The following is a 19,752-nucleotide window of genomic DNA, read 5'->3' on the forward strand; positions in this document are numbered from 1 at the left end:
CGAGCGAGCACTGACTCGCAGCGGCAGGCTTTTTCCTCGTACTGCCGAATGAACTACCCCACCTACGAAACCCGTATCATCCGACGACCAACCCGTTGGGTGGCAACGGCAGCGCCGTCTTGTAGCGCACCTGCTTCAGCGCGAAGCTGGAGCGAATGTTCGCGACGCCGGGAATTTTGGTCAGGTGATCGAGGATGAAGCGCTCCAGCGCCTGGATATCAGGCACCAGCACGCGGAGCAGGTAATCGGCGTCCCCTGTCATCAAATAGCATTCCATCACCTCCGGGCGTTCGGCGATGGCACTCTCGAAACGCGCCAGTGCATCGACCACCTGCTTCTCCAGGCTGACGTGAATGAATACGTTGACGTTGAGCCCCAGCAGCTCAGGAGCCAGCAGCGTGACCTGCTGCCGAATCAGCCCCAGCTCCTCCATGGCCTTGACCCGGTTGAAGCATGGCGTTGACGAAAGATTGACTGCGCGCGCCAGCTCAGCATTCGTGACGCGGGCATCCTCTTGCAGTCGGTTGAGAATGCCGATGTCGGTCCGATCCAATTTACGCATGTCGAATATTCTCCAAAAGCTCAACACACAAGAATATTTTCCTGCAAATTAGAATTCATCCAGGCTATTTAGGAAAGCTTCTCCGCTTCGGTCCCCTTAGGCTGTTCCCAACACGAATGTCGATTGGAGGCCACGGTGATGACCTGCCCGCACAGCCTGACTACCGGAGCACGAAACACCCCGGTATCCAGCCGTACCTTATTGACGCCTCGACTCAAGGGCATGGTGCTGTTGCTCATGGCGATTCTGGTGTGGGGCGCCAACTGGCCGGTGATGAAGGCAGGACTTGGTCACGTCACACCCGTTTGGTTCTCCGCCAGCCGCTTTGCGCTGGGCGGCTTGTGCCTGTTCTTCCTGCAGCTGCTAACCGGCACCCTCTATCGACCCAGTCGGCGCGACGTGCCGCTCCTGCTTAGTGTCGGACTCCTGCAGATGCTCGCCTTCACACTGCTCGGCGCGCTGGCCATGACCGAGATCCCGGCGGGTCGCTCGGCCGTACTCGCCTACACCACCCCGCTGTGGGTGACGCCACTGGCAGTGCTCGTCTTTCGTGAGCGGCTGGCCCCCCATCAGCTCCTCGGCGCCGCCCTCGGCATGTTCGGCGTAGCCGTCTTGTTCAATCCGCTGGCGCTTGACTGGAACAATGCGAACCTGGTGCGCGCCAACCTGATGTTGCTCATCGCCTCGGCTTGCTGGGCGCTGTGCATCCTGCATCTGCGCTACGCAAAGGTTCGCGCCACGGCCTACCAGCTCGCTCCCTGGCAAATGCTCGTCGCTACGGTTCCTTTGCTGGCACTCGCACGAATCGTCGAAGGGCCGTTCACAGGCGATGGCTCGGTGGCGTTCTGGCAGATCATCCTGTTCGTCGGCCCGCTGGCTACTGCCTTCTGCTTCTGCGCCGTGAACGCTGCAAGCATGTGGTTGCCGGCGACCAGCATGTCACTGGCCATGCTGGGCGTACCCCTGGTGGGCTTGATGAGTTCGATGTTCTGGCTCGGTGAGACCTTGAGCACCAGTCTCATAGCCGGGGTACTTGCGATCTCCGCAGGTATTCTCCTTGCCATCGTGAAGACACGAGCCAGGGCTACGTCGTGAATCCTGACTTCCCGTTATAGGCGCTTCGCTTGTCGCAGCAGTGGCCGCTTTCGGCCAAAAGCTGCCGTTTGCAAGATTGGTTAGCTCTTGGTAATGCGGAAAATCCTGCGAAGCCGTATCGACGTCGATTCGCGCGCATTAACGACCTGCCCATCACCGAGGCGGATCGGAAATTCCGTTGGCCGCTTGGACGTCGGCCTGATGATCATCCGGGTCTATCGGACCTTGAGTTGTAATACCCGCTATGACGGATGCGTGGCCATGCGACTCCAACTAGCAGCCGTTCGACGTGGTGCACGGGTGGGCACTTCACTTCTCAACAAGATCCCCTTCTCGTGAATAGCGACTAGGTGTAAGCCCTGTATAGCGTGTAAACGCAACACTGAAAGCGCTCACCGAGCTGTAACCGATCCGCTGCGCAATCTCCGAAACGCTATCGTCCCGGCCACGCAGCAGTTTTTTGGCCAGAGCCATTCGCCACGCAAGTAAATACGCCATGGGGGGCATGCCCAATGCCTCTTTGAAGCGTTCGAAAAAGATGGTGCGCGAGAGCGCAGCTTCCTTGGCGAGCCGCGCCACCGTCCAGGTTTGGCTCGGTTGCTCATGCATTCGGCGTATCGCTACAGCCAAACGTTCGTCACCGAGTCCGCGTATGAGGCCGGGCGGCGCATCCTCGATCGCAGAGGCGCGCAGGGCTTCGATGAACAGCACTTCCAGCAGATGTGCCAGGATGACATCCCGCGCCGGCCGCTGCCCGCGCGCTTCCTCCGTAACCAGTTCTACCAGTGTTGCAAGCCGGCGTTCGCCGCGAACATGTATCAGCTGGGGTAACAGCGACACGAGTAGCGCGGCGTCTGGCGAACCGAACGTGCAGTGGCCAGCCAACAATTGAACGTCGGTCGGCATGTCTGGCGTGCCGATGTAAATGTCGCGTGGCCGCACCTCGACAGGAAGGGTATCGGCGTCCTCGGCTGCCATCGGCTGAAGACTCATCATTGCGAAGTCGTAAGCTGCCGGGATCAGCACAAAGTCGCCTGCCTGCAAGGTTATTGATGGCTGCTCGGTGACCGAAAGCCGACATCCACCTTCAAGAATCGCGCAGTAAAAGGGCTGGCCGTACACCGACCGGCGCACACGCCAGGCACCGGCACCACTGACAATCTTGGAAAACGAGGCGCCCGGTTGCAGCAGGGTCACCACCTCCGCGAGTGGATCAAGCATGGCGGACTCCGGCTAAAGATAAACGGACTATAGATGATATTAAGTCCGAGCTCGACAGCCTATCGTTGCAGTCAGTCAACCACCTGGAGGAAACCGCGAATGAAAACTGTAATGATCACCGGATGCTCTTCTGGCTTTGGGCTGGCCACCGCTCATTATTTTCTCGAGCGTGGCTGGAAGGTCATCGCGACGATGCGCACGCCTGAAGACGGGCTTCTTAAAGCGTCCGAGCATCTGCGCGTGCTTGCTCTGGACGTGACCGATCCAATCAGCATCCAACAGGCGGTACAGGCTGCCGGACCAATCGATGTGCTCGTCAACAATGCCGGCATTGGTTTGTTAGGCGCGCTTGAAGGCTGCTCGATGCAGGTGGTCCGTGACCTCTTTGAGACCAACACCTTTGGCACAATGGCGATGATTCAGGCGGTGCTGCCGCAGTTTCGCGAGCGCAAAGCCGGGGTTGTCGTCAACGTCACCTCAAGCGTCACGATAACCTCCCTACCCCTACTCAGCGTCTATACCGCAACCAAGGCCGCAGTGAATGCCTTCACCGAGTCCCTCGCGCTTGAGCTTGAACCGTTCAATGTCCGGATGAGTCTGGTGCTGCCGGGACGCGCTCCCGCGACGGACTTCGGTAAAAATGCACAGCCACGGATGCAAGGCAGCATTCCGGACGCTTACGCCGATCTGGCAGAACAGGTGTTTGCTGAATGGTCGCAATCAACCCTGGTCACGGAATCCCAAGACGTCGCTGAAGCGGTATGGCGTGCAGCCAATGACTCAACCTCGCCGATACGCATTGCGGCTGGCGCAGACGCAGTTGCGCTGGCGAGTGAACAGGCCAAACCTGCATACGCATGATCATAGGGGAGCAAGATGCCAAATTGGCCGTGCTGGGATGCATCTCTATATGGCGCCCGGCTTGCATTGTCCGCTGACCCATCGACTGATGATACTGACGTTTGGTTAGAAGCACCACTGGCGACCGGCTGCTCTGGTGGCGAGGAAGCCGAACTAAATATCAATAGTCGAGACGTATATTCTGTGCGTCCTCGAACGCAGGAGTTGGTTTGACCTAGCCTGAGCGCCCGCTATTGGCCGAGTGCGGACATTGAGCGTACGGAAACCTCCATTTCCCCGACGAACCCAGCCCAGACTGAGTACAATTTGCGCCCATTAAGTTTGGGCCATGAAGATGGCTGCATCGAACGAGGAAATCACCGCGATGGCGTCATCAGATAAACAACAGAAGCGTGCCCATCGGGCCAAAGCAAAGGCCAAGCAGAATCGTTCGGGTAACGCCAAGGCCAAGGCCAATGTTCTTCACCCTCTTCTGGCCAATCCACTGATCAATGAGCCATTCGATGATGTCGAAATCGATCTCAGTACCTTCGATTTCAACGACATAGAAGAAAACGGTTTCGACCCGGCGGACTTCGACGATTTATTCCAGGCTATGAGGATCGGCGAAAATATCAGCCTGTTAGCGATGTGCTTGGTGTTTCTACAGTATCCAGTGCTCGAACTGGTGGTCGCCGAGCAAGCGGATGAGGCTGCCGTCGACTTCATGATGGGCTTGCTGATCGTCTACCGCGCACTCTTCCATGATGAAGACGCAGACACGGCCGTGAACTGGGTTGGCAGCGACTCCTTCCAGGCTGCGTACAACGAAGCCTCGGCGATCTTGCAAACGAAGTACGCTCGCCGCACACCGCTACCTCGAAGTTAGCCGCACCCCTTCCCCCTCGAAAGCCCGGCCTTGCGCGCCGCTGAGTCGAAGAAGCCGGCACATATCGCAGATCGTTGCGAGGCTAGGCAGCCACTGGTACGCGGCCCGCTGATCCAGGCGGCAGCCGCTAACCATGACGCTGATTACCCGGCCTGGCTCTCATTCTCGGTCTGGAACGAAAACGATGACCCGTTGCAGACGCTCGCGAGTGGAGGACGAGCGCAACCACGATCACTTCAGGAGGCGGTGCGATCGACATCTCGCTCGTTGAACTTGGCTCGTTGCCACGTTTGAACGGCTGACGTGGAGTGGCTTCACGATGCGGGACCGGTACGCCCCGCTGTCAATGCGCGATGCTACGACGGCATTTCGCAATAGCGCGAGGTTATGTGGAACCGTCGATACGCCCGCCTCCGGCATGAAACCAACGGCGTCTGACCAAGAGCGCATCGTTGAACGCCAGTCGTCATTCAAAAGTCAATTTTCCGCCTGCATAAATCGTGCGGCCTGGAGCAGGCTCGTAATAACGACCGAAGTTATCGTTTATTCGCAGGTTGTCGTAGTAGTCGCGATCCAGCAGGTTGTCGATGCCGATGTATGGCTCCAACCGCTGATCGCCCCACGCCAGTCGCCAGCCCAGGCGGGCGTTGGTTACCGCGTAGCCGGGTACGCGGGCGAGATTGGCGTTATCCGCGTACTGCTGGTCAAAGGCGTTGACGTTGACCCGTGCATACCATTCGTCACGGTCATAGCTGACCTCGGCGAACAGGCTCTGTTTGGGAATGCCCGGAATGCGGTTGCCGTCATAGCCCTGAAACTGGTCGAAACGATAGCGGTTGTACGTCCATGCACCGGTCAATCGCCAATAGCGTCCCAGCAACCAATCCCCGCTGAGCTCGATACCGTCGCGGCTGGAGCGGCCCGCGTTTGTGTAGAAGGTGCGTCCGTCGACTTTCGGAACCAGCTCGTCTTCAATGTGCATGCTGTAGAGCACCGCTTCGTAGCGCAAACCAGAGTGTTCCCCCTTGAAGCCTATCTCGCGGTTGACCGCCCGTGCCGGACTGAGTGATGGATCGAAGCCGCCCCCGGTTGGGTTGGCCAGTTCGTTGATTGTCGGCGTCTCGAACGATGTCGCATACCGCACGTACGCGACATGATGAGCATCCAGTTGCCGGCTCAGCCCGAGGCTGTAGTTCCAGTCTTCTAGGTTGCGCTCGCCAGAGGCATCGCCGTCGCTCAGATAGCGGTCCTTCGCCTCGAGCCGCACGCTGTCATAGCGCACGCCTGCGGTGAGCAGCCAGGCATCGCCCAGGTTCACCTGATCCTCGATAAACACACCCCGGCTGTCCGCAGTTTCGCGCTGACGCTGAGTCAGCGCGCCGGTGATGCCGCCCGGCAGGTTGCCGTTTCGGGATCGCTCATCCCGTTGACTTTCCAGGTCCATCCCGACGGTCAGCTGATGAGGCAGGCCGGCCAGCTCATGGTGAAAGGTGCGCTGGGCGCCCACCCCGGCGAACCAGCGGTCATAGGCTGTCTGACCATTGGCCCGCAGCGGTAGACGGTTGCTGAACTTGCGCTGGCCATAATAGCTGCGCAACTGGTAGGTATCGCCGCCTGCGGCCTGCCCATCCCAGACCACCGAGAGACGCTGCTGCTGGACGGTCTCGTCCGAATCGAACTGAAGACTCTGGGGCCGCGCCTGGGAACGATCGGTCCGGACCTGATCCAGGGTCAGCCCACCGGGATCTTCGGCACGGTTGTCGATCGCATGCAGGGTGAGCCCGAGCGTCCCGCCCTGCGCCTGCCAACGCAGCTTGCCGGTGAGGTGGTTGGTTTCGGCGGTACCGTGCGAGCGGTACCCATCGAGCTGGGTTGCGTTGACCGCGAGCAAGGCGCCCAGCGATCCGGCGCTGCCGCTGGTTTCCGCACGCAGGCGGCGATAGCCCAGTTCGCCCCCGGTCACCTCCACCTGTGTGAGCGGCGTGTCGCCCGGTTGTCGCGTCTCGATCGCCAGAACGCCACCGGCGGCATTGCCGTAGATGGTCGACGAGGGCCCGCGGATCACCTCGATTCGCTCCACCAGTGCAGTGTCCAGCCCATCCATTTCGGTTTGCCCGTCAGGCATGGTCAAGGGCACCCCATCGACCAGCACCCGCACCCCGCGAACGCCAAAGCTGGAACGGGAACCGAAGCCACGAATCGACAAGCGCATGCCCTGGGCCAGGTTGTAGCGGCTCTGCGAAGATGCGCCCGGCACAGGCCCAAACAGGCTGTCGAGGCTGAGCAACTGTTCGCCCGGCTGGTCCCGCGCCGTCACGGCCGACACCGCCATCGGCAAGGTAAACCAGTCGGACTCCGCCCGGGGCGAACTAACCACCAAGGGGTCGAGTGCAAGCGGTTCAGTTGTCTGCGCGAGCAAGGGTCCGGTAGTCAACGAGAGCGATCCGGCAAGAAACAGTCGATACATGGTTAAACCTTGTTGTTGAATGGCTTTGTCGCCGATGGGCTCCGTTGCCAGGCGAACGGCTCGAGGGCCAGGGACGCTTTCCAGGACAAAGAATCGGGCAGTCTTGGGACCAGGCGAACCGGAACGCGTTTCCAAACTACTGAACGGTTCCGATGCGTAAAACTCTGCCTATGGCTTCGCGTCATCACGCAACGCACATGCCAAACGAGCCTTGAGACATCACCCTGTGTCGTTTGCACCGCCGGAACAGCCCGCTGGCCGCCAGCCATGCCGCCTTGGCGGGCCATGCTGAATCGCAGCTTCTAAACCAGCCCCGGAATGCCAGGCCTGCGGGCCAGCATCTCTGTCGCAGAGATGCGACAGTTGTCGCAGCGGTGCAACGGTCCGGCTGCGACAGGCCGCATCATCCGCTGCAACCTCTGACCGCGCCAGGCCGTGCCACTCCTGGCATTGCAGCTCAATCTAAACGACTGGCACAACCGTTGCTCTCTCTCAAACACCTGCCCCACGGGGCGGCCAGACCAATAACAAGAGAGAGCCTGCGATGAATCATTTTGATCCCTGTTCGGGCCGACGCCCCACCGCCCTGCTTGGCGCCACCCTTGCCGCCCTGCTGTCTTTGCCAGTGCATGCCGCCGACGTTGATGGCAAGCGCATCGCCAATGCCGATGCCGAACCCGGCAACTGGATGAGCCACGGCCGCGACTACGGCGAGCAGCGCTTCAGTCCGCTGAAGAAGATCACCGATGCCAACGTCGACGATCTCGGCCTGGCCTGGAGCTACAAGCTCGACATTGACCGCGGCGTGGAAGCTACGCCCATCGTGGTCGACGGCGTCATGTACACCACGGGCCCCTTCTCCATCGTCTATGCGCTCGATGCACGCACCGGCAAGGAAATCTGGAAATACGACCCGAAATCCGACCGATCCCGAGCCGGTGAGGCCTGCTGCGATGCGATCAACCGCGGCGTTGCCGTGTGGAAAGGTAAAGTCTATGTGGGTGTATTGGACGGGCGTTTGGAGGCCATCGACGCCAAGACCGGGGAGCGCGTCTGGTCGGTCGATACCCGCTACGACAAGTCCCGCAGTTACTCCATCACCGGCGCCCCACGAGTGGTCAATGGCAAGGTGGTGATTGGTAACGGCGGCGCCGAGTTCGGCGTGCGCGGCTATGTCACCGCGTATGATGCCGAGACCGGTGATCAGGCCTGGCGCTTCTTTACCGTGCCCGGCGACCCGGACAAGCCCGCCGAAGGCAAGGGCATGGAAATCGCCAAGAAGACCTGGCATGGCCGCGCCTTTGTCGAACAAGGCGGTGGCGGTACCGCGTGGGATTCCTTTGCCTACGACCCGGAACTGAACCTGCTGTACATCGGCGTCGGCAATGGCTCGCTGTGGGACCCGATCTGGCGCAGCGAGGGCAAAGGCGACAACCTCTTCCTCTCCTCCATCGTCGCGGTCAACGCCGACACCGGCGAATACGTCTGGCATTACCAGACTACGCCCGGTGATGCATGGGACTACACCGCCACCCAGCACATGATCCTGGCTGACCTGGAGATCAAGGGCCAATAGCGCAAGGTGCTGATGCAGGCGCCAAAGAACGGCTTCTTCTACGTCATTGATCGGGCCACGGGTGAGCTTCTATCAGCCGAGAACATCGTGCCGATCAACTGGGCCAAGGGTGTGGATCTAAAGACCGGCCGCCCGATCGTCGACGACGAAGCCGCCGCTTACTGGAAGGGTGAGAAAAAGGCCAAGCTGGTCCAGCCCGGCTTCTGGGGTGCGCATGACTGGCACCCCATGTCCTACAACCCTGACACCGGCTGGTCTATATCCCGGCTCACATCATGTCGGCCTGGTATGAGCACGTGCCGGATGCACCGGCGCGCAACAAGTTCAAGAGCATGTACCAGCTGGGTCTGAAGACCGGAATGATGCCGGAGGATCCGGAAGGTCTCGGCAAGTACGCCGACACCTGGTCCGGCAAGCTGATTGCCTGGGACCCGGTCAAGCAGCAACAGGCCTGGGAAGTGCCCTACGTCACCATCTTCAACGGCGGCACCCTGAGCACCGCCGGCAACCTGGTGTTCGAGGGCAGCGCCGACGGCCGCGTCATTGCCTATGCCGCCGACACCGGCAAGAAGCTCTGGGAGCAGCCTGCTGCGAGCGGTGTGATGGCCGCCCCCATCACCTACAGCGTGGACGGCGAGCAGTACGTGACCTTTATGGCCGGCTGGGGCGGGGCCTTTTCCACCTTTGCTGGCGCCCTGTCGCTGCGCGCCGGTGTGCAGCCCTATGCACAGGTGCTGACCTACAAACTCGGCGGCACGGCTCAATTGCAGGAACCAGCCCCGCGTGAGGATGCGCCCATGCCACCACCACTGACTGCCGATGCGGCCACCGTTGAAGCCGGCGCCAAGCTCTACGACGGCTACTGCTCCCAGTGTCACGGCATTCACGCCGTCAGCGGCGGCGTGCTGCCGGACCTGCGCATGCTCACCCCGGAAACGCATGAGCAGTTCCTCGGCATTCTTCACGGCGCGCGCATCCCTGATGGCATGCCGTCCTTTACCGAGGCCTTTGATCGAGAGCAGATGGAGCAGATCCATCAATACCTGATCAAGCGTGCCCACGACCGCATCGAGCACGGCCCGAACGACCTGCCGCAGCCGACCCAGAAAACGGCCAGCAACTGACCCTCAGGAGACAGACATGACTGACGCAATCACCTACCAGAACTACATCGACGGCGCCTTCGTCGACTGCGACAACCTTATCGAGGTGCGCAATCCCGCGAACGGTGCGGTGCTTTCCAAGGTTCCCGAATCTGACGCCGCGACCGCCGAGCGCGCCATCGCCGCTGCCCGCGCCGCGCAGAAAGGCTGGAGCCAGAAGCCAGCCATCGAGCGCGCCGGTTACTTGCGCGCCATTGCCAGCAAGATCCGCCAGCACGCCGAGCGCCTGGCCCGCGTCATTACCGAGGAAGGCGGCAAAGTCCAGAGCCTGGCGCTGGTGGAAGTGAACTTCACCGCCGACTACCTCGACTACATGGCCGAGTGGGCGCGCCGCATCGAAGGCGAGATCATCACCAGCGACCGACCGGGCGAGAACATCTTCTTGTTTCGCAAGCCGCTGGGCGTGGTGGCGGGCATTCTGCCGTGGAACTTCCCGTTCTTTCTGATTGCCCGGAAGATGGCGCCGGCACTGGTGACCGGCAACACCATCGTCATCAAGCCCAGCGAGGAGACCCCCAACAACTGCTTCGAATTCGCCAAGCTGGTGGCCGAGACCGACCTGCCCAAGGGCGTTTTCAACGTGGTCTGCGGCAGCGGCGCCGGCGTCGGCAGCGCTCTGACTAGCAGCGACAAGATCGACATGATCAGCTTTACCGGCAGCGTCGGCACAGGCCAGCGGATCATGGCTGCCGCGGCGCAGAACGTCACCAAACTCAACCTGGAGCTGGGCGGCAAGGCGCCGGCAATCGTGATGAACGATGCAGACCTGGACCTTGCCGTCACCGCGATTCGCGCATCCCGCATCATCAATACCGGTCAGGTCTGCAACTGCGCCGAGCGTGTCTATGTGCAGCGCGGCGTAGCTGAGCAGTTCATCGAGCGCATCGCCGGCGCGCTGGCCGAGACGCGCTACGGCGATCCCATCGCCCAAGCGGACGTAGAGATGGGCCCGCTAATCAACGAGGCCGGGCTACGCAAGGTCGAGCAGATGGTCCGTACCGCCCAGAGCCAGGGCGCGCAGCTTGTCACCGGTGGCGCGGTGGCGGATCTGGGCAAGGGCTTCCACTACCAGCCGACGCTGCTCGCCAACTGTACCCACGACATGGAAATCATGCGTAAGGAAGTCTTCGGTCCGGTGCTGCCAGTGCAGATCATCGACGACCTGGACGAAGCCATCGCCCTGGCCAATGACTGCGAGTACGGCCTGACCTCCTCGATCTACACCCGTGATCTGTCAACCGCGCTGAAGGCGGCCGCTGGCCTGGACTTCGGAGAGACCTACATCAACCGCGAGAACTTCGAGGCGATGCAGGGCTTCCACGCGGGGGTGCGCAAATCCGGTATCGGGGGTGCGGACGGCAAGCATGGCCTGTACGAGTACACCCATACCCATGCGGTGTATGTGCAAAGCTGAGTGAGTTGAGAGGAACAAGAACCCCGCCGCGGCGGGGTTCTTGCTATTCGGCCGAGTGGTCATCCGGCCCACCGAACACTTCAAGTCGCATGCGAGACCTACGTGCGCCGCGCGGTCAGGCCGTAACGGTGTAGCTTGCGATAAAAGGTGGCGCGGTTGATGCCAAGGGAGCGGGCGGCCGACGTGACGTTGCCGCCGTGCTGCTCAAGTGTCGCTTGCAGATGGGCCGCTTCGGCAGCGTCTCGGGTCGTCTCCAGCGACTTCCTCACTGTCGACTGATCGACGCGCACCGACATAACCTCCGGCGGCAGGCAATCGAGCCCGATCATCCCGTCATCGGCCAGCGCGACCGCGCAGCGCAGCACATTGATCAGCTGGCGCACATTGCCCGGCCAGCCGTAAGCGGCCAAACGCTCCATTGCCTCGGCGGTGAGCTCGACATGCTCGGCCCCGGCCTCACGTTGCAGAACGCGACGGATAAGCCCCGCGCGATCCGCCCGATCGCGCAGGGCAGGCAGCCTGACCGTCAGCCCGTTGAGGCGGTAGTACAGGTCCTCACGGAAGTCGCCCGCCTCTACCATGGCTGGCAGGTCGCGGTGCGTCGCACACACCAGCTGCACGTTAAGCGACACCGGGGTTGCCGCGCCGAGCGGCACCAGCTCCCGCTCGGCCAGCACCCGCAGCAACCGCGTCTGCAGATGCGCCGGCATGTCGCCAATCTCATCGAGGAACAGCGTCCCGCCATTGGCCTGTTCCAGCTTGCCCTTCATCCCCTGTCGGCTGGCACCGGTAAAGGTACCGGCGCGATAGCCGAACAGCTCGCTCTCGATCAGTGACTCCGGGATCGCCGCACAATTTAGCGCCACGAAAGGTCCACCGGCGCGCACGCTGGCCTGATGGATCGCCCGTGCAAACGCTTCCTTGCCGGTGCCCGTCTCGCCCGTTAGCAACAGTGCAATGTCGCGATCGAGCACACGCCGCAGCGTCAGGACGGAGCGTTGCAGGCCAGGATCCTCCCCTGCCAATTGATCAAGCGATGGCTCTGTCGAAACGACACGCGAGCCGCGCTCGTTCCTGGCGCGCCGAGGGGCGGTGGCCGGCATACGCAGCGTGACCTCCAACCCCGGCCCACCGGCCAGCCGCAGAATCGCGCTACGCTGACCTCCATGAGTCAAGGTGATCAGCTCATCGAGTGACATGGACAGGACATCCTGAACCGCCGTCCCCAGCAGCGCGCGCTCTTGGCCGGCCGCCACAAAAGCCGCGCGGTTGGCTCCGAGGACCAGGCCATTCGCATCAAGGGCCACCAAACGCTCATTGCCCAGGTCGCCAGCATCGCCGCCCAGGGTCAGCATGGCGCAACTGGCATAGCGCTGGCGGAAACTCGCGTTTTCGATAAGTCGCGCGTACAGGCTCACCAACTGGAGCGTCAGATACTGCGCCTGTTTCGGCCCGCCGCTGTTCAGACACGAGGCATTAAGACATCCCAGCAAAGCACCCTGGGCGTCGAACAGCGGCGCCACCGAGCAACTCAGCACCGCGTTGCTGCTGAGAAAATGTTCGTCCCGGTGGATGATCAGCGGCTGGCAGGCGGCCAGTCCCGTACCGATGCCGTTGGTCCCTACCAGCGATTCGTCCCAGCAACTGCCGGCTACCAACCCCGAGTTTGCGTAGGGGCTGTGCCGACCGGGTAGCCGCGCGTCGAGCGTGATACCTCGACGATCACTGAGCAGCACCGCAAACCCCGCCGGGTTCAGACGCCGTGATAACCCTTCCATGCCCTGACTCGCAACGACCAGAAAGTCCTGGTGCTCCTCTTGATGCAGACGGATCTCGTGTTGCTCAAGCTGAGTATGAGAGGCACGTTGAGCGGGATCGAGCCCGTGCTCATAAACGCTGCGGTACCAGGATTCCGCAATCAGCCGATCCGGATGGGCTTCACGGCCGGCGAAGTGCGTAGCGACGAATGCAGAGAGTTCGGTTGGAAGCTCTGATGGCGAATTCGCGATCATGCAGTACTCCAAACAAGGCGCCGAGTCGGGCCATGCGTAATTGTTCGTATCGGCTGAGGGCACAGCCAAAAGCAAGCCTAGCACGGCCGCTCACCGACGGCTGCTCACCTGCCGGAGATGCACCAGCAGAGCTTGAAGATGCGGTTAGTCGCTGACGCTAGTAAGGTTTTCTGCTCAAGTGAAGACGTGTTGGGCTGCGCGGCACACCTAATGGTAAGAGGATTGGTGTCCAGGCAACCTTCTACCGACTGCCCCGCATCTCGCCCGACGACATTACCGCCGGGCGTACTGGCATGGAAGCATAGTCAGGGTGTTGAATAAGAAAAGTTCGTACGGCCTGTTCTTTTCTATCGACGACGCAAATCCCAACCGAAGGGTATGAGACCGTGCAGGTGCCTAAGGCAAGGAAGCCGCAGTATTTCACTCCATAAAGCGCGGCCGGTCGCGAAGGCGGCCGGCAGCCATAGATCATCTCCCCCAGATAATTGATTGAGCCCTGCTCCACGTCGAAGTGCAACGGAGCGCTGTACGGCCCCATGACACCCTGGCGTGCGCCCAGTTGGCTCACTTCATATTCGCCGGCGGGCAACCACGCCGAGTAATAGTCCTTGGCGCCCCAGCCGTAGACTTTGCCGGTAGCGAGATGGCGAAATTCCAGATAGGTGCCATAAGGGCCTCCTCCCACCAGCGCGCCGACAACCATACCGGAATTCTTAGAGGACGATACCGGCGAATCCAGTTGCATCTCCGTCGGCATGGGAGCACAAGCAGTTATTAGCGAAACGGCAAACACGGCCAGTAGGGCACGTCTGTTAGACATCGGAACCTCAAGATCTGATTGAAAGCAGCCTGCTTCGTTAAGCCCATAAACTGGACCAAGGCAGGGGGATTAATTACGATAAGCCGCCTAGGCAGTTGTACCTCAAGGATGGCCCTCACATGTGTAAGTTTGCCCTACTGCGCACCTCAGGCGCGATATTCGTCGCTGTGGTAGCACTTATGGTCGGTGGATGCAGTATCCAAGGCACATATACGGATTCAACCGAGCCCGACGCAGCCAAGCTCCGTTTTATTAGCGACCTCAGCAGTGCGACGCTCGGTGTGTTCGACGAAAAGCACTGCGACGGGCGCACCACCGGGATACTTAATAATTTATTCGTACCGAACTCCGGACGACGTGTCGGCATGGCCGTTGAGCCGCCAGCCAGTGCCGATGCCTACCTGGAGATCAGCATCCCGGCTGGCCGGGAGCTGTATTTGCATTTGAACTCACAAGATACAAGCACCGTTTGCGGCAATGGATTCAACCTGACTCCGCGCAGCGGTTCGGAATACGAGATCACCTTCAACGGCGACGGCAACCGATGCCGCGTGTCCCTTGCCAGCTTGAACCAGGTCGATGGCCAAGTGGCTCGCCTACCCGTTCCGGTCGTGTACAGAGGCCTGGCTGGGTGCGATGGAAGCAACGGATTGTTTCCGAAACGGACCAAACCCCAACCGGAGACTCCTCAACGTACAGCCATGATCGACAAGATCATCGAGTCGAGCATGATCGAGGAAATGCAGCCCAAGCCGGAAAGTGTCGCCGAAGCGGATCGTTTGGCGCTGCGAGAAAAAACAATCGAGGAGCGCAAGCAGCAGATGCAATACAGCCTCCCCGCAGCTTATTGGGAAGAATACCGCAGCCAGGTTGCGAAGTTCGCCGCGGACGTTGACAACCTGAAGAGCGACGCCTTGCAGCGCTACAAGAATGAGTACCGGCATCGCCTTGGCCAGCTAGACACCGATGAGTTGCGTAAGCTAGTGCCCGATACCAACGCAACGGACCTGAGCCTATCGCTACTACAGAACAATGCAATGCTGAACTACTACCATGGCCTGGAAAAGCAGATCCTTAAGGAAAGCCTTTCGAGCCACTTCTCCCGAATGGCGGATCTGGATCGTCGCTACGACGTCTGTAAGCGCTTCGTAAATTGCTGGAAGGACTAGAAGGCAGGCGCCTCGGCGGCGGGTCCGGCGACAGCACATATCCGAGTCATCAAGCAGAGCCTCTTGGCCGATACCGCACCCCTCTGGGCGGGATGTCGAGCTTAAGGGGACAGAACCTACCTGCCTTCGCAAGATGGCTACACCATCGTCCACGCGCAGATTAGCTATCAGATTGCTCCAAAGACTGATGGCTAACAACCTTTTGACAGTGCTTACTACGCACGCGTATGCGGCCTCAAGAGCTGGAGCTGCGCGCGGCGTTGTAGCCAAAGCAAGCAGTTTGGTGCTGTTCAAAACTATTATCTCGAGCGAAAGCCTGACGCCGCGAATGTGCCCGGGAGTCGCATCCAACCAGCGCAAGCCACAGTCGCAGCCGAAGGCCGCATGGCCGGCTTCGGCAAACGCTTCGCGGCGTTGGCGAAGAGAAAATAGTCGCGCCCACCGATGCCCGCCCGGTCTTCTGGAGGGGCAGCAACAGGCGCTGGACCGTAGTCGGCACGTCTAGTCGGCGACGCCGCGTCTCTGATGCTCGGCAGGAGAAGTCAGGTCTATTGAAAGCCTCGTCAGCAGAAAGAAGTTGGAAAGCGCGCACGTCAGCGAAGCTAGAGACAAATGCTTAACGACAACTTTCCTTTCTTGCTCGGTGGCTGTAACGGAATGTCTGGACCTGCTACCGTTGCGGTGCACTAGTAACGCCAGCCCGTTGCTGCCGCTGATTGTATAGTCCTTGTGCGCCGGCTTTGCCTGTCTTACTCATTGCTGTGTCTGCAAGCGCCGTGTGTCCAAGGACGTCGGTTACTTTCGCTTGGTGCACTTTAGTACGCCATGACCCTCACTGGAACGGTAGCTCCTGGGACTAGCTGGTAGTCACCGGGCACAAAAAAGCCCCTATTACGGGGCTTTCATGGATTTCCGAGTCCTCATGAGAGGTCAGGAAATCATGTGATGGTGCGGACGGAGAGACTCGAACTCTCACACCTTGCGGCGCCAGAACCTAAATCTGGTGTGTCTACCAATTTCACCACGTCCGCAAACTTCTAAACGAAAACGCCAGGCTGTGCCTGGCGGTTCGGAATATGGGGTGGACGATGGGGTTCGAACCCACGACCGCAGGAGCCACAATCCTGTGCTCTACCAACTGAGCTACGCCCACCATATCGCTTTTGCTTGTACCAAACCGGAATGGCGCACCCGGCAGGACTCGAACCTGCGACCATCCGCTTAGAAGGCGGATGCTCTATCCAGCTGAGCTACGGGCGCTTTTACCTGCATTCGATCAGAGCGCAGACTTCAAGCTCCGGCTATGAAGGACCGGCCTTCAAAAGCCGTCTTACCCAGCAGCAAGCTGTGCTCGACAAGCGGGGCGAATCTTAATGGTCTGCCTACAGCTCGTCAACAACAAAACTGAAAAAATTTCAGCCTGGTAAAGGAGTTACAGGATTCCTCCCCTGCCTCGCCTTTGCCGAATGGTGCCGTCGTGCGAGAATGCGCGTCCTCTTTCAATCCTTCTCGATGGTTAATCACGCGTCATGACCGCAAAACTGATCGACGGTAAAAAGATCGCTGCAGATGTCCGCCAGCAGATCGCCAACAGAGTGACAGAGCGATCCCAGCAGGGCCTGCGAGTACCAGGCCTGGCGGTTATCCTGGTGGGCACCGACCCGGCCTCCCAAGTCTATGTGGCTCATAAGCGCAAGGACTGCGAGGAAGTGGGCATCATCTCCACCGCTCATGACTTGCCTGCATCGACCAGCCAGGAAGAGCTTTTGGGACTGATCGATCAGCTTAACGAAGACCCCTCGATCGATGGCATTCTCGTACAGCTGCCGTTGCCCAAGCATCTGGACGCATCGCTGCTGCTCGAGCGCATTCGCCCGGACAAGGACGTGGATGGTTTCCATCCCTATAACGTCGGCCGGCTTGCCCAGCGTATGCCGTTGCTCCGTCCCTGTACGCCGAAGGGCATCATGGCATTGCTCGAAAGCACCGGCGTCGACCTGCATGGCCTCAACGCGGTTGTCGTAGGCGCTTCCAACATCGTGGGTCGGCCGATGGCGCTTGAACTGCTACTGGCAGGCTGCACCACTACCGTTACGCACCGTTTTACCCATGATTTGGCTGACCACGTCAAACGCGCTGACCTGATCGTGGTCGCGACGGGCATCACCGGTCTGGTCAAGGGAGAATGGATCAAAGAAGGCGCCATCGTGATCGACGTGGGCATCAATCGCCAAGCCGACGGCAAACTCGTCGGTGATGTCGAGTTCGATGTGGCAGTGGAACGCGCCGGCTGGATAACTCCAGTGCCTGGCGGGGTTGGGCCGATGACCCGGGCTTGTCTGCTGGAAAACACGCTACATGCCGCTGAACACCTGCACGATTAACGCACGCATCGCCTGCGCCTAAGGCAACGGGCATGAGCAAAACGGCACCCTCGGGTGCCGTTTCGTTTATCGGTACAGCCTAGCTACCTCGCCTGCTCCCAGGACTTGATCAGTTCGTTATAGCTGACGGTCTGCCCCTGTGGTTTTTCATTCTCCAGCTTGGGCTTGGGTGCCCCGGGCTGACTCAGCCAGTATTCCGGATCACGCGGCTCGTTCAGCTTTGGCCCGCACTTCGGCTGCACCTTGGCGCGCTCCAATCGCGCCATCATCGTGTCCTGCGCTTCGGCGAGCCCATCCAGCGCCTCCTGCGCCGTCTTATCCCCGCTGGCCGCTTCGGCGATGTACTGCCACCAGAGCTGCGCGAGACGTGGATAGTCCGGCACGTTGGTTCCGGTCGGCGTCCACTGTACGCGGGCTGGGCTGCGGTAAAACTCTACCAGGCCACCCAGTTTCGGCGCTGCCTCGGTCATGGCGTCTGAATTGATGTCGGACTCACGGATCGGCGTCAGCCCCACCAGCGTCTTCTTTAGCGAGACGGTTTTGGCCACGGTGAATTGCGCGTATAGCCACGCAGCCAGACGGCGCTGCTCAGGGGTCGAGTCGAGGAAGGTCCAAGCCCCAGCATCCTGATAGCCGAGCTTCATGCCCTCCTCCCAGTACGGGCCCTTGGGCGATGGTGCCATCCGCCACTTCGGCGTGCCGTCTTCGTTGACCACAGGTAGGCCCGGCTTGGTCATGTCAGCCGTGAACGCGGTGTACCAGAAAATCTGCTGGGCGATGTTGCCTTGCGCCGGAACTGGGCCCGACTCAGAAAAGGTCATTCCCTGGGCTTCGCGCGGCGCGTACTCGCGCATCCAGTCGACATATTTCTGCGTTGCATACACTGCGGCCGGCCCGTTGGTGGCGCCACCACGCGCAACGCTCGAGCCAACCGGATGACAGTCCTCGACACGGATCCCCCACTCGTCTACAGGCAAGCCATTTGGAAGCCCTTTATCGCCAGCGCCCGCCATGGAGAACCATGCATCGGTGAAGCGCCAGCCAAGCGATGGATCCTTCTTGCCGTAGTCCATGTGCCCATAGACCCGCTGACCGTCGATTTCCTTGACGTGTTTGCTGAAGAACTCGGCAATATCCTCATAAGCGGACCAGTTAACCGGGACGCCGAGCTCATAGCCGTAACGCTCTTTGAATTGCTTCTTCAGCTCGGGCCGTTCGAACCAGTCAGCACGAAACCAGTACAGATTGGCAAATTGCTGAACGGGCAGCTGGTAGATCTTGCCGTCGGGCCCCGTAGTGAAGGAGATACCAATGAAGTCGTCCAGATCGAGCGTCGGCAGCGTGTAATCCTTGGCTTCGCCCTTCATCATGTCGCTGATAGCGACCGCCTTGCCATAACGGAAGTGGGTGCCGATGAGATCGGAATCGTTGATGTAACCGTCGTAGATGTTCTTTCCCGATTGCATCTGCGTCTGCAGTTTCTCGACGACATCGCCCTCTTGCATCAGGTCGTGCCGCAGCTTGATACCGGTAATCTCGCTGAAGGCACGCGCCAGGGTCTTGGACTCATATTCATGCGTGGTGATGGTTTCCGAGGCTACGTTGATTTCCATGCCGCGGAACGGCTCGGCCGCCTTGATGAACCAGCGCAGCTCCTCCATTTGCTCTTCAGGCGACAGGGTCGAGGGGTTGAATTCCGACTCGATCCATTTCTTCGCCGCGTCTTCATAGGCATCAGCCCACGCAGATCCTGGAATGCCGGACAATGTCAGCAGGGCCGCGAGCGCCATGCCATGTCGGGTGTTGTTTTTATTCTCGAACATAAACACCTCCTTTGGGTTTTTCGGAGGGATGAACCAACGGCTCAACCCCAGCGCATCACTGCAAACAACCAGACGAGAGACAGCGCGGACGCTATCCAGATGCTCCAATCGGTCAGCCCTATCAGCAAAAGATGCCAGTAGGCGCTGCCCAGCAGTCCGATAAACAACCGATCGCCCCGCGTAGTGACGATAGGCAGAAAGCCTTTGCGCGGCAGGCAGGGACGCCACAGCTCCCACGCACTCATCAACGCCAGCATCAATCCAATCACTGCGAAAAACGCCGCGGTCGGGGTTGTCCAGGCCATCCAATTCATCTG

General features: G+C 60.2%; 13 protein-coding genes, 3 tRNA genes and 2 pseudogenes. 8 read left to right on the forward strand and 10 right to left on the reverse strand.

Annotation, left to right across the window (positions count from 1 at the left end; all coding sequences use genetic code 11):
- Positions 1-76: 76 nt before the first annotated feature.
- A complete protein-coding gene (gene bkdR, locus JQR87_RS10485) occupies positions 77-562 on the reverse strand; it encodes a Bkd operon transcriptional regulator BkdR (RefSeq protein ID WP_178078195.1) in 486 nt (161 codons plus the stop codon).
- A 138-nt stretch (positions 563-700) separates the two neighbouring features.
- Between bkdR and JQR87_RS10490 the strand changes: the two genes are divergently transcribed.
- Positions 701-1,657, forward strand: coding sequence for a DMT family transporter (locus JQR87_RS10490; protein ID WP_407297408.1), 957 nt, complete (start codon positions 701-703; stop codon positions 1,655-1,657).
- 119 nt (positions 1,658-1,776) lie between these two features.
- Positions 1,777-1,893 (forward strand): annotated as a pseudogene (locus tag JQR87_RS10495) (DUF1348 domain-containing protein); the annotation flags it as partial.
- A 73-nt stretch (positions 1,894-1,966) separates the two neighbouring features.
- On the opposite strand, the gene JQR87_RS10500 reads toward JQR87_RS10495, so the two are convergent.
- Complete coding sequence (locus JQR87_RS10500) at positions 1,967-2,878, reverse strand: AraC family transcriptional regulator (protein ID WP_407297406.1); 912 nt, start codon at positions 2,876-2,878, stop codon at positions 1,967-1,969.
- A 99-nt stretch (positions 2,879-2,977) separates the two neighbouring features.
- Here JQR87_RS10500 and JQR87_RS10505 point away from each other — a divergent pair, with 99 nt between their 5' ends.
- Both JQR87_RS10505 and JQR87_RS10510 read left to right on the forward strand, forming a co-directional pair.
- On the forward strand, positions 2,978-3,739 hold the full coding sequence (locus tag JQR87_RS10505) for an SDR family oxidoreductase (protein WP_407297404.1): 762 nt from the start codon (positions 2,978-2,980) through the stop codon (positions 3,737-3,739).
- A gap of 364 nt (positions 3,740-4,103) precedes the next feature.
- Positions 4,104-4,607 carry a hypothetical protein gene (locus tag JQR87_RS10510; RefSeq protein ID WP_407297402.1) on the forward strand — a complete coding sequence of 168 codons (504 nt, stop codon included), beginning with the start codon at positions 4,104-4,106 and terminating at the stop codon, positions 4,605-4,607.
- Between the two features lie 466 nt (positions 4,608-5,073).
- On the opposite strand, the gene JQR87_RS10515 is transcribed toward JQR87_RS10510, so the two are convergent.
- The gene (locus JQR87_RS10515; RefSeq protein WP_407297400.1) at positions 5,074-7,074 is read right to left on the reverse strand and encodes a TonB-dependent receptor family protein; all 2,001 of its coding nucleotides are present in this window, start codon (positions 7,072-7,074) and stop codon (positions 5,074-5,076) included.
- A 544-nt stretch (positions 7,075-7,618) separates the two neighbouring features.
- Here JQR87_RS10515 and JQR87_RS10520 point away from each other — a divergent pair.
- Both JQR87_RS10520 and aldA read left to right on the forward strand, forming a co-directional pair.
- Positions 7,619-9,774, forward strand: a pseudogene (locus JQR87_RS10520) (PQQ-dependent dehydrogenase, methanol/ethanol family).
- Positions 9,775-9,790: 16 nt separating this feature from the next.
- A complete protein-coding gene (gene aldA / locus JQR87_RS10525) occupies positions 9,791-11,227 on the forward strand; it encodes an aldehyde dehydrogenase (RefSeq protein ID WP_407297398.1) in 1,437 nt (478 codons plus the stop codon).
- Positions 11,228-11,325: 98 nt separating this feature from the next.
- Here aldA and JQR87_RS10530 read toward each other — a convergent pair whose 3' ends face one another.
- Both JQR87_RS10530 and JQR87_RS10535 read right to left on the reverse strand, forming a co-directional pair.
- Entirely contained in the window at positions 11,326-13,239 is a 1,914-nt protein-coding gene (locus JQR87_RS10530; RefSeq protein ID WP_407297396.1) for a sigma-54-dependent Fis family transcriptional regulator, read from the reverse strand.
- Positions 13,240-13,480: 241 nt separating this feature from the next.
- Positions 13,481-14,059 (reverse strand): hypothetical protein, encoded by a 579-nt coding sequence (locus JQR87_RS10535; RefSeq protein ID WP_407297394.1) that lies wholly within the window; start codon positions 14,057-14,059, stop codon positions 13,481-13,483.
- Between the two features lie 119 nt (positions 14,060-14,178).
- Between JQR87_RS10535 and JQR87_RS10540 the strand changes: the two genes are divergently transcribed.
- Entirely contained in the window at positions 14,179-15,228 is a 1,050-nt protein-coding gene (locus JQR87_RS10540; protein ID WP_407297393.1) for a hypothetical protein, read from the forward strand.
- Between the two features lie 946 nt (positions 15,229-16,174).
- Here JQR87_RS10540 and JQR87_RS10545 read toward each other — a convergent pair.
- From JQR87_RS10545 to JQR87_RS10555, 3 genes are all read right to left on the reverse strand, one after another.
- Positions 16,175-16,259 (reverse strand) — tRNA-Leu (locus JQR87_RS10545).
- Positions 16,260-16,305: 46 nt separating this feature from the next.
- Positions 16,306-16,381 (reverse strand) — tRNA-His (locus JQR87_RS10550).
- 30 nt (positions 16,382-16,411) lie between these two features.
- Positions 16,412-16,488, reverse strand: a tRNA-Arg gene (locus JQR87_RS10555).
- Positions 16,489-16,757: 269 nt separating this feature from the next.
- On the opposite strand from JQR87_RS10555, the gene folD reads away from it, so the two are divergent.
- Positions 16,758-17,612 carry a bifunctional methylenetetrahydrofolate dehydrogenase/methenyltetrahydrofolate cyclohydrolase FolD gene (folD, locus tag JQR87_RS10560; protein WP_407297391.1) on the forward strand — a complete coding sequence of 285 codons (855 nt, stop codon included), beginning with the start codon at positions 16,758-16,760 and terminating at the stop codon, positions 17,610-17,612.
- Positions 17,613-17,695: 83 nt separating this feature from the next.
- Here the strand turns inward: folD and JQR87_RS10565 are convergent, their stop codons facing one another.
- Both JQR87_RS10565 and JQR87_RS10570 read right to left on the reverse strand, forming a co-directional pair.
- Positions 17,696-19,435, reverse strand: a complete 1,740-nt coding sequence (locus JQR87_RS10565; RefSeq protein WP_407297389.1) for an ABC transporter substrate-binding protein — start codon at positions 19,433-19,435, stop codon at positions 17,696-17,698.
- Positions 19,436-19,476: 41 nt separating this feature from the next.
- A complete protein-coding gene (locus tag JQR87_RS10570; RefSeq protein WP_407297388.1) occupies positions 19,477-19,749 on the reverse strand; it encodes a DUF2160 domain-containing protein in 273 nt (90 codons plus the stop codon).
- Positions 19,750-19,752: the final 3 nt, after the last annotated feature.

The sequence above is a fragment of the Stutzerimonas stutzeri genome (assembly GCF_051028275.1).
Lineage (GTDB): Bacteria > Pseudomonadota > Gammaproteobacteria > Pseudomonadales > Pseudomonadaceae > Stutzerimonas > Stutzerimonas stutzeri_AS.